Below are 7807 nucleotides of genomic sequence, written 5' to 3'. Positions count from 1 at the left end.
ACCCCTCCACCACCCTTCGGGTGGTCCCCCTCCCCACGGCTTCGCCGCAGGGAGGATTAAGAGCGTCCGCTCCCCACCCAAAACCGACACCTCGCCGCCGTGCTCAAGCCGTTCTTTGGCGCGTCCGAGAAAGTCTTGCGCAGACAAACCGCCCCTCCCCCTTTCGCAGTTGCAGCAATTGGGCTAATCGGGCCGCCGATCTGTTTTCCCCTACGGAGTCTCTCGCCATGACCGCCACCGATCCCGTCGTTTTCCTCTCCTATGCCCGCACCCCGATGGGCGGCATGCAGGGCGCGCTGTCGGACGCGAGCGCGACCGACCTCGGCGCGACCGCGGTCAAGGCGGCGGTCGAGCGCGCGGGCGTGTCGGGCGACGATATCGAGCGCATCTACATGGGCTGCGTGCTGCCCGCCGGGCTGGGCCAGGCGCCGGCGCGCCAGGCCGCGATCAAGGCGGGCCTGCCCAAGTCGGTGCAGGCGACCACGGTCAACAAGGTGTGCGGTTCGGGCATGCAGACGGTGATTATGGGCGCCGAAGCGCTCGCCGCGGGCAGCATCGACCTGGTCGTCGCGGGCGGCATGGAATCGATGACCAACGCGCCGTACCTGCTCAAGAAGCACCGCTCGGGCGCGCGCATCGGGCACGACACCGCATACGACCATATGTTCCTCGACGGGCTGGAAGATGCCTATGAGGCCGGCCGCGCGATGGGCACCTTCGCGCAGGATACCGCCGACGCCTATCAGCTCAGCCGCCAGGCGCAGGACGATTATACGCTCGAATCGCTGAGCCGCGCCAAGGCGGCGATCGCCGACGGCGCCTTCGCCAGCGAGATCGCCCCGGTGACGATCGCCGGCCGCAAGGGCGACGTCGTCGTCGACACCGACGAGGCGCCGGGCAAGGCGATGCCCGACAAGATCCCGACGCTGAAGCCCGCCTTTGCCAAGGACGGCACGATCACCGCCGCGACGAGCAGCTCGATCTCCGACGGCGCCGCCGCCGTCGTGCTGACGCGCCAGTCGGTCGCCGATGCCAAGGGCGCCAAGCCCGTCGCGCGCCTCGTCGCGCACGCCGCGCACGCGCAGGAACCCAAGGATTTTACGATCGCCCCCGTCGGCGCGATCAACAAGGTGCTGGCCAAGGCCGGCTGGTCGATCGGTGACGTCGACCTGTTCGAGGTCAATGAGGCCTTTGCCTGCGTCGCGATGTTCGCGATGCACGACCTCGGCATCCCGCGCGAGAAGATCAACGTGCATGGCGGCGCGACCGCGCTCGGCCACCCGATCGGCGCCAGCGGCACGCGCATCATCACCACGCTGATCGCCGCGCTGCAGCGCCACGGCAAGACGCGCGGCATCGCGAGCCTGTGCATCGGCGGCGGCGAGGCCACCGCGGTGGCGATCGAGCTGGTCTGACGGGACGGCACCACCCCCCGTTGCGGCGGGGGTGGCCACCCATCACCTCCTCGCCAGAGGTCGCGCGCGAACGCGCGGCCAGCCGGCGACTCGCCCATCGTCCGGCGCTTCGCCCAGTCTGTGCCGCCTTGGCGATGCCGGCGCGTGGGCCGCTACGCTCCTTTAACATCTTGATATCCGGCGCCTTATCGGCGTCCCCTTGCTTATCCCTCCGTTTCGAGTCATGTCTTGGAAAATGACAATGTTGTCATAAGGCAACGAAACAGGGAGAGATGGCGATGCGGAAGGTGAAAATCGGGGTACCTCTTGTCGGTCTGGCGGCGGTCGCCGCGGCGGCATTTGCGGCGGGGACCTGGGGCGGCGGCGGTAGCGGCGGACAGCAGGGCGGCCCGGTGCTGCTATCGGGGTCGGGCGGGACGATGTCGCTGCTGTCGGGCGGGCCGTGCGACGCCACGCTCGGCACCAATTCGCCGCTTGCGTGCCAGCTCACGAGCACGCTCAGCGGCACGGTCACCTGGTCCTTCGTCGCCAACGCGCCGATCGGAATGGGAATCCAGCCGAAGTCCGGCCAGGTCCGCTGGACCCCGGCCGCGGGTCAGGCACGCACCCAGCCCTATGTCGTCACCGCACAGGCGAGCAACGGGTCGCAGACTGAGAACATCGACCTGACCGTCACCGTCAATGCCGGGGCGGCCGATCCCGCGGGCATCTATGTCGCGACCAACGGCAACGACGGCAGCGGCGCCGGCACCGCGGCCAATCCGTACAAGACGCTGAAGAAGGCGGTCGCAGTGATCGGCACCTCGGCGGGCGGATCGGCGCGCACCATCTATGTCCGCGGCGGCGAATATAAGAACAAGGAATTTGGCGATCCCTGGACCGCGCGAAGCGAGTCGAGCCTGGTCCGCATCAAGGACAAGGACGGTACGAGCACCCTGCCCTACACGCTGCGTCCGTTCGGCAACGAATATGCGAAGCTGAGCAGCGACGTCACCGCCATCTCGATCCAGGATTCGGACTATTGGACAATCCAGGGGCTCGAAATCATGGGTGGCGCGCAGGCGATCGACACCAATGTCTCGATGGCTTTGTGGTGGACCGAGGGCGAGGACGCCAAGCGGATCACCGCCGGCGGCATTCAGAACAACGGCAGCGACCACCTGACGATCCGCGACAATATCGTCCATGATTTCCCGCACGGGGGGATCAACAACCGCGACATGGAATTCCTGACCGTCGAGAACAACATCGTCTACAACAATGCGTGGTGGACGATCTCGGGCACCAACGGCATCTCGTCGGTGTCGATGTTCACGACCACGGGCAACGAGAATCTCGAGACGGTGAACATCAAGGGCAATCTGGTGTTCGGCAACCAGTCGCTGATCATCTCGCACGTCTTTGCGAAGAACAATGTCAAGCTGGAGGTCGACGAGGGCGCCGGGATATTGCTGCAGAACGAGGGCGTGACCGACGTCACCCCAGGCTCGTTCGATAACAAGATCCGCGTCGAGGACAATATCCTCGCCTATAACGGCAAGAGCGGGGTCGGGCTGAACGGCATCGACGAGGTGACTATCAACCGCAATTCCTTTTACCGCAACGCGCGCGTCGTCGCCAATGGCGGCGACATCGCCGCGCGCGCCTCGGTATTCGGGGCGGTGACCAACAATCTGTTCGACCCGCGCTCGGACCGCTGGACGATCCGGTCGTTCAACAACAATTTCACCAATGTCGGCGCCAATGCCACGACCGGTACCGCGCAGGACAATTTTTCCGCGTCGGGGCTGGAAAGCATGATGGTCCTGTCGTCGATCTTCGCCGACGCAGCGAACGGCGATTTCGCCCCGGCGGGGTCGACGCCCGACTGGATGGGGGCGAGCGAGACGGTGCGCGACGCGATCGCGGCGAAGCTCGCCGAATATGGCATCGTGATCGCGTCGCCGACGCAGACCGTCGATATCGCCGCGATGAAGCTCCGAATCTTCCAGGACTGGCCGGTCTATTATTCGGTCGCGCGCAACGGCCAGGGGGTGATCAAGCTCGACGCGAACGGCAATCCGCTGCCCTTCATCCTGCACGATCCGGTTACCGACCGCGACTGGACCTATGCCGAACGCTGCGACTATCCGGGCATGACCTGCAGCTGATCGCGAGGCCGCGGCGCGGCGGGCGGGAAAGTTCCCTGCCCTCGCCGCGCCGCGACATCCGTTCGTCGTTATGGTGCGACAATTTGCGACACTAATGTCCTGAAAATAAACGCGGCATTCCGCGTCCGTTCAAATCGACTCGCCTATTCCGGCTTCAGTCATCGGGCAGATCCCCTCCCCCTGACCGACTGAAAAGGAATGGCACAATGAAGAGCAAATTTCTCACCGCCGGCCTGATCGCCGCGATGATGGTTCCGGCGGCCATGCCCGTCGCCGCGCAGGCGCAGACGCGCGAAATCCGCAAGGATCGCCAGGACGTCCGCGAAGAGCAGCGCGAGCTGCGCGACGCCCAGCGCCACGGCAGCCGCGGCGACGTCCGCGAGGAGCGCCGCGAACTGCGCGACGCGCGTCACGACCTGCGCGACAGCCAGCGCGACTGGCGCCGCGACACGCGCTACCAGAATTATCGCGCGCCGTTCCGCTATCAGCAGTTCCGCGTCGGCGCGACGCTCCGCTCGAACTATTACGCGCCGAGCTATCGTCCGACCTGGGACAGCCGCTGGGGCGTGCCGCGCGCGGGCCGTAACCTGACCTATGTCCGCCACTATAACGACTTGCTGCTCGTCAACGAGCGCAACGGCCGGGTGGTCAAGGTCTATCGCAACCACTTCCGCTGGCGCTAAAACCAGCGGGTCATGGGGAGGGCCGGACGGGTGGCCGTCCGGCCCTTTTCCTGTGGATTTGGCGAATCGCGGCTTAGGGGTGGGGAGCGGACGTACTTAATCCTCCCTGTCGCGAAGCGATGGGGAGGGGGACCATGCGAAGCATGGTGGAGGGGTGCGTGCAGCCGAACTCGGCGTATGACCTCCCGCACCCCTCCACCACCCTGCGGGTGGTCCCCCTCCCCACGGCTTCGCCGCAGGGAGGATTAAGATGTCCGCAACCGCCCGAAAGCCGCCCCTCAATCGCCCCAGATATGATCGGTTTCGATCCAGCCGCGACGCCCCTTGACGTCGAGCATGCACCAGCCGTTCGCGCAGTCGCTGATCTTGCCGACGACGCCGGGTTCGGCGCGATAGAGGACGGGTGACGCGCTGCTCGCGGCTTCGCGCAGCGGGCGGATGTCGCCGACGACGATCGCGGTGCGCGTACGGCTGAGCAGCCGCGCCGCCATCCAGCCCTGCGTGCCGTCGGGATCCTCGATCTTGCGCCAGGTCTCGTGCCGCGCGACGACCTTTACCGGCAGGTCCTTGCGGCGATATTCCCAGATCACGGGCACGTCGGGCGACGGCCCCTTGCGCATCCGCGCCTCGTCGACGCTGATCGAGGCCCAATAGGGGAGTTCGGGGTCGGACTGCGCCGCTGCCGGTCCCACCACGGCAAGGCTCAGCAAAATCACGGCGAAATGTCGGCTGGTCATCGCTGATCCTTGTCGCAATCGTCCCGCTTTTTCAACCGGCGACGATAGCCAATGCGCGGCGGCATCCACAGGTTGCGCGCAAACCGCCCCCTTGACCCCCCGGCGCGCGCGCGCTCTATCGGCGCCATGCCCGATTCATCCCGCCCGCGGCGCCCGCGCGTCATCGTCACCCGCCAGCTGATGCCGCATGTCGAGGCACGCATGGCCGAATTGTTCGACGTCGCGCTGTCGGCGCAGGACCATGCCTTCAGCAAGGACGAACTCAAGGCCGCGATCGCCGATTGCGACGTGTTCGTGCCGACGGTGACCGACGAGATCGACGCCGAGGTGATCGCCGCGGCGGGCGATCGGCTGAAGCTGATCGCCAATTTCGGCGCGGGGGTCGACCATATCGACCTCGCCGCCGCGCGCGCCAAGGGCATCATGGTGTCGAACACGCCGGGTGTGTTCACCGAGGATACCGCGGACATGACGATGGCGCTGATCCTCTCGGTGCCGCGCCGGCTGGCAGAGGGCGAGAAGCTCATGCGCTCGGGCCAATGGCAAGGCTGGGCGCCGAGCGCGATGCTGGGGCACCGCGTCGGCGGCAAATTGCTGGGCATCATCGGCATGGGGCGCATCGGGCTGGCGGTCGCGCGGCGCGCGCGCGCCTTCGGCCTGTCGATCCATTACCACAACCGGCGGCGGCTTCCCGAAGCGATCGAAGAGGAACTGGGCGCGAGCTATCATGCCAGCGTCGATACGCTGCTGCGGATCAGCGACGTGGTGACGATCCACTGCCCGCACACGAGCGAGACGCACGAGATGGTCAGCGCGGCGCGCATCGCGGCGATGAAGCCCACCGCCTATCTGATCAACACCGCGCGCGGCGAGATCGTCGACGAGGGCGCGCTGATCGCGGCGCTCAAGACCGGGCGCATCGCGGGCGCGGGGCTCGACGTCTATACGCACGAACCCGCGGTCGACCCCGAGCTGCTCGCGCTCGACAATGTCGTGCTGCTGCCGCACCTGGGCTCGGCGACGATCGAGGGGCGCGAGGCGTCGGGCGAAAAGGTCATCGCCAACATCCGCGCGTGGAGCGACGGGCACCGACCGCCCGATCAGGTGCTGGAGGGGTGGGCCTGATCTCACCCCCTGATTGGACTCGCACAAAGCCACGAAGCCACAAAGACTTTTAGCCCCGTTCGCCCTGAGCTTGTCGAAGGGCCGTTCTATCCTTGAACGTCGAAGAAGAACGGTGCTTCGACAAGCTCAGCACGAACGGAATAGAGAGCTTCTTTGTGGCTTCGTGGCTTTGTGCGAGACTCAAATAACCGACGCCCGCAGATCAATCCCCCGTCAGAATCCGGTCGACGAGCTGCTTCACCGTCGGGGTGAAGTTGTTCGAATAAAAGGGATCGGTCTTGAAATTGAACGCGGCGTGGCCCGCGAACATCAGATTCTGCTCGACGTCGCCGCCATGCGCGATGTCCTGCAGCGTCTTCTGGATGCAGAAGCTGCGCGGGTCGGCGAGGTAGCCGGTCGAATAATCGTCATGGTCCTTCCACGCCGAAAAGCCGCAGTGCGACAGGCAGCCCATGCAGTCGGCCTGGTCCTTGCGGATCATCGCCTTGTCGTCGGGGGTGACGAAGACGACGGTGTTGTCGGGGGTCTTCAATGCGTCGGTATAGCCTTCGGCGAACCAGTCGCGCGCCCGCGCCCGATCGTGCGGGGTCACCCAGAAATTCTTGCCCTTCACCCCGACGTCGAGCTGGACGATATGATCGCCCGCTTCCTGTTTCGAATAGGGAATCTGGCGTTCCGAGCGCGCCTCGAGGTCGCGGAGGAACGGGTTGCGCACCGCGCTCGAATAGAAGCCGGTGGGCGAGAAGCGATGCAGCAGCACGTCGCCGTCGTCGAGGGTGCGGAGGCGATCCTTCCACGGCTGCGGGATCGGGCTTTCCTCGGTCAGCAGCGGGCGCGTGCCGAACTGGAAGACAATCTGGCCGAGTTCGGGATTGTCGATCCAATTGTCCCAGTCGCGCAGATACCAGACGCCGCCCGCCATCACGATCGGCACGCTGTCGGCGATGCCCTCGGCGCGCATCGTCTCGCGCAGCGCCTTGACGCGCGGATAGGGGTCCTGCGGCACCAGCGGATCTTCGGCGTTCGACAGGCCGTTGTGACCGCCGGCGAGCCAGGGATCCTCGTAGACCACCGCGCCGAGCAGGTCGGCGACCTTGTGATAGGCACGCTTCCACAGCGCGCGGAAGGCGCGCGCCGAGCTGATGATCGGCAGGTACATGACATTGTGGCGCTGCGCGATTTCGCTGAGCTTGTACGGCATGCCCGCGCCGCAGGTGACGCCGGCGACGAGCCCCTTGGTGCGTTCGAGCACGCCCTCGAGTATCTGCTGCGCGCCGCCCATTTCCCAGAGCACGTTGATGTTGATCGCGCCCTTGCCGCCCGAGACGTCATAGGCGCGCTTCACCTGTTCGACCGCGCCGTCGATGCCGTACTGGATCAGCTCGTCATGGCGTTCGCGGCGCGTCAGCGCGCGGTAGATCTGCGGGATGATCTTGCCCTCGGCGTCGTAGCTGTCGGCGTTGACCGCCGACACGGTGCCGATTCCGCCCGCGGCGGCCCAGGCGCCGCTCGACATATGGTTGGTCGCCGACACGCCCTTGCCCCCCTCGACCAGCGGCCAGACTTCGCGGCCGCCATACAGGATGGGCTTCAAACCTTTGAACACGTGGAACCTCTTTCTCTCGCCCGGCTGCGTTTCGCGCTCAGGCCCCCATTTGCCGCTTCCGTAAGCGGAAGGCGGCGATGAAAGTCAATGG

At 66.1% G+C, this 7807-nt stretch carries 6 protein-coding genes; 4 read left to right on the top strand and 2 right to left on the bottom strand.

Going from position 1 to position 7807, the window contains the following annotated elements; genetic code table 11:
- Positions 1–227: 227 nt before the first annotated feature.
- The 3 genes from ATE62_RS14900 (at position 228) to ATE62_RS14890 (ending at position 4248) form a co-directional block, all read left to right on the top strand.
- Positions 228–1415: an acetyl-CoA C-acyltransferase gene (locus tag ATE62_RS14900; RefSeq protein WP_058808503.1), complete on the top strand. Its 1188-nt coding sequence runs from the start codon at positions 228–230 to the stop codon at positions 1413–1415.
- 278 nt (positions 1416–1693) lie between these two features.
- Positions 1694–3565: a putative Ig domain-containing protein gene (locus ATE62_RS14895; protein ID WP_156420565.1), complete on the top strand. Its 1872-nt coding sequence runs from the start codon at positions 1694–1696 to the stop codon at positions 3563–3565.
- Between the two features lie 206 nt (positions 3566–3771).
- The gene (locus ATE62_RS14890; protein WP_058808501.1) at positions 3772–4248 is read left to right on the top strand and encodes a hypothetical protein; all 477 of its coding nucleotides are present in this window, start codon (positions 3772–3774) and stop codon (positions 4246–4248) included.
- A 278-nt stretch (positions 4249–4526) separates the two neighbouring features.
- On the opposite strand, the gene ATE62_RS14885 is transcribed toward ATE62_RS14890, so the two are convergent.
- Complete coding sequence (locus ATE62_RS14885; RefSeq protein ID WP_058808500.1) at positions 4527–4985, bottom strand: SH3 domain-containing protein; 459 nt, start codon at positions 4983–4985, stop codon at positions 4527–4529.
- A gap of 126 nt (positions 4986–5111) precedes the next feature.
- Between ATE62_RS14885 and ATE62_RS14880 the strand changes: the two genes are divergently transcribed.
- The gene (locus tag ATE62_RS14880; protein WP_058808499.1) at positions 5112–6110 is read left to right on the top strand and encodes a 2-hydroxyacid dehydrogenase; all 999 of its coding nucleotides are present in this window, start codon (positions 5112–5114) and stop codon (positions 6108–6110) included.
- A 202-nt stretch (positions 6111–6312) separates the two neighbouring features.
- On the opposite strand, the gene ATE62_RS14875 is transcribed toward ATE62_RS14880, so the two are convergent.
- Positions 6313–7716 (bottom strand): NAD(P)H-dependent flavin oxidoreductase, encoded by a 1404-nt coding sequence (locus ATE62_RS14875; RefSeq protein WP_058808498.1) that lies wholly within the window; start codon positions 7714–7716, stop codon positions 6313–6315.
- Positions 7717–7807 lie beyond the last annotated feature (91 nt).

It is taken from the genome of Sphingopyxis sp. HIX, from assembly GCF_001468285.1.
Classification (GTDB): Bacteria; Pseudomonadota; Alphaproteobacteria; order Sphingomonadales; family Sphingomonadaceae; genus Sphingopyxis.
Note: the sequence above shows the minus strand (reverse complement) of the source record. Positions and strands in the feature narration are given on the sequence as shown.

Excerpts from the sequence above, each read along its gene's own strand:
- ATE62_RS14890 (WP_058808501.1), top strand. The coding sequence starts at position 3,772 with ATGAAGAGCAAATTTCTCACCGCCGGCCTGATCGCCGCGATGATGGTT.
- ATE62_RS14880 (WP_058808499.1), top strand. The coding sequence starts at position 5,112 with ATGCCCGATTCATCCCGCCCGCGGCGCCCGCGCGTCATCGTCACCCGC.
- ATE62_RS14895 (WP_156420565.1), top strand. The coding sequence starts at position 1,694 with ATGCGGAAGGTGAAAATCGGGGTACCTCTTGTCGGTCTGGCGGCGGTC.
- ATE62_RS14900 (WP_058808503.1), top strand. The coding sequence starts at position 228 with ATGACCGCCACCGATCCCGTCGTTTTCCTCTCCTATGCCCGCACCCCG.
- ATE62_RS14885 (WP_058808500.1), bottom strand. The coding sequence starts at position 4,985 with ATGACCAGCCGACATTTCGCCGTGATTTTGCTGAGCCTTGCCGTGGTG.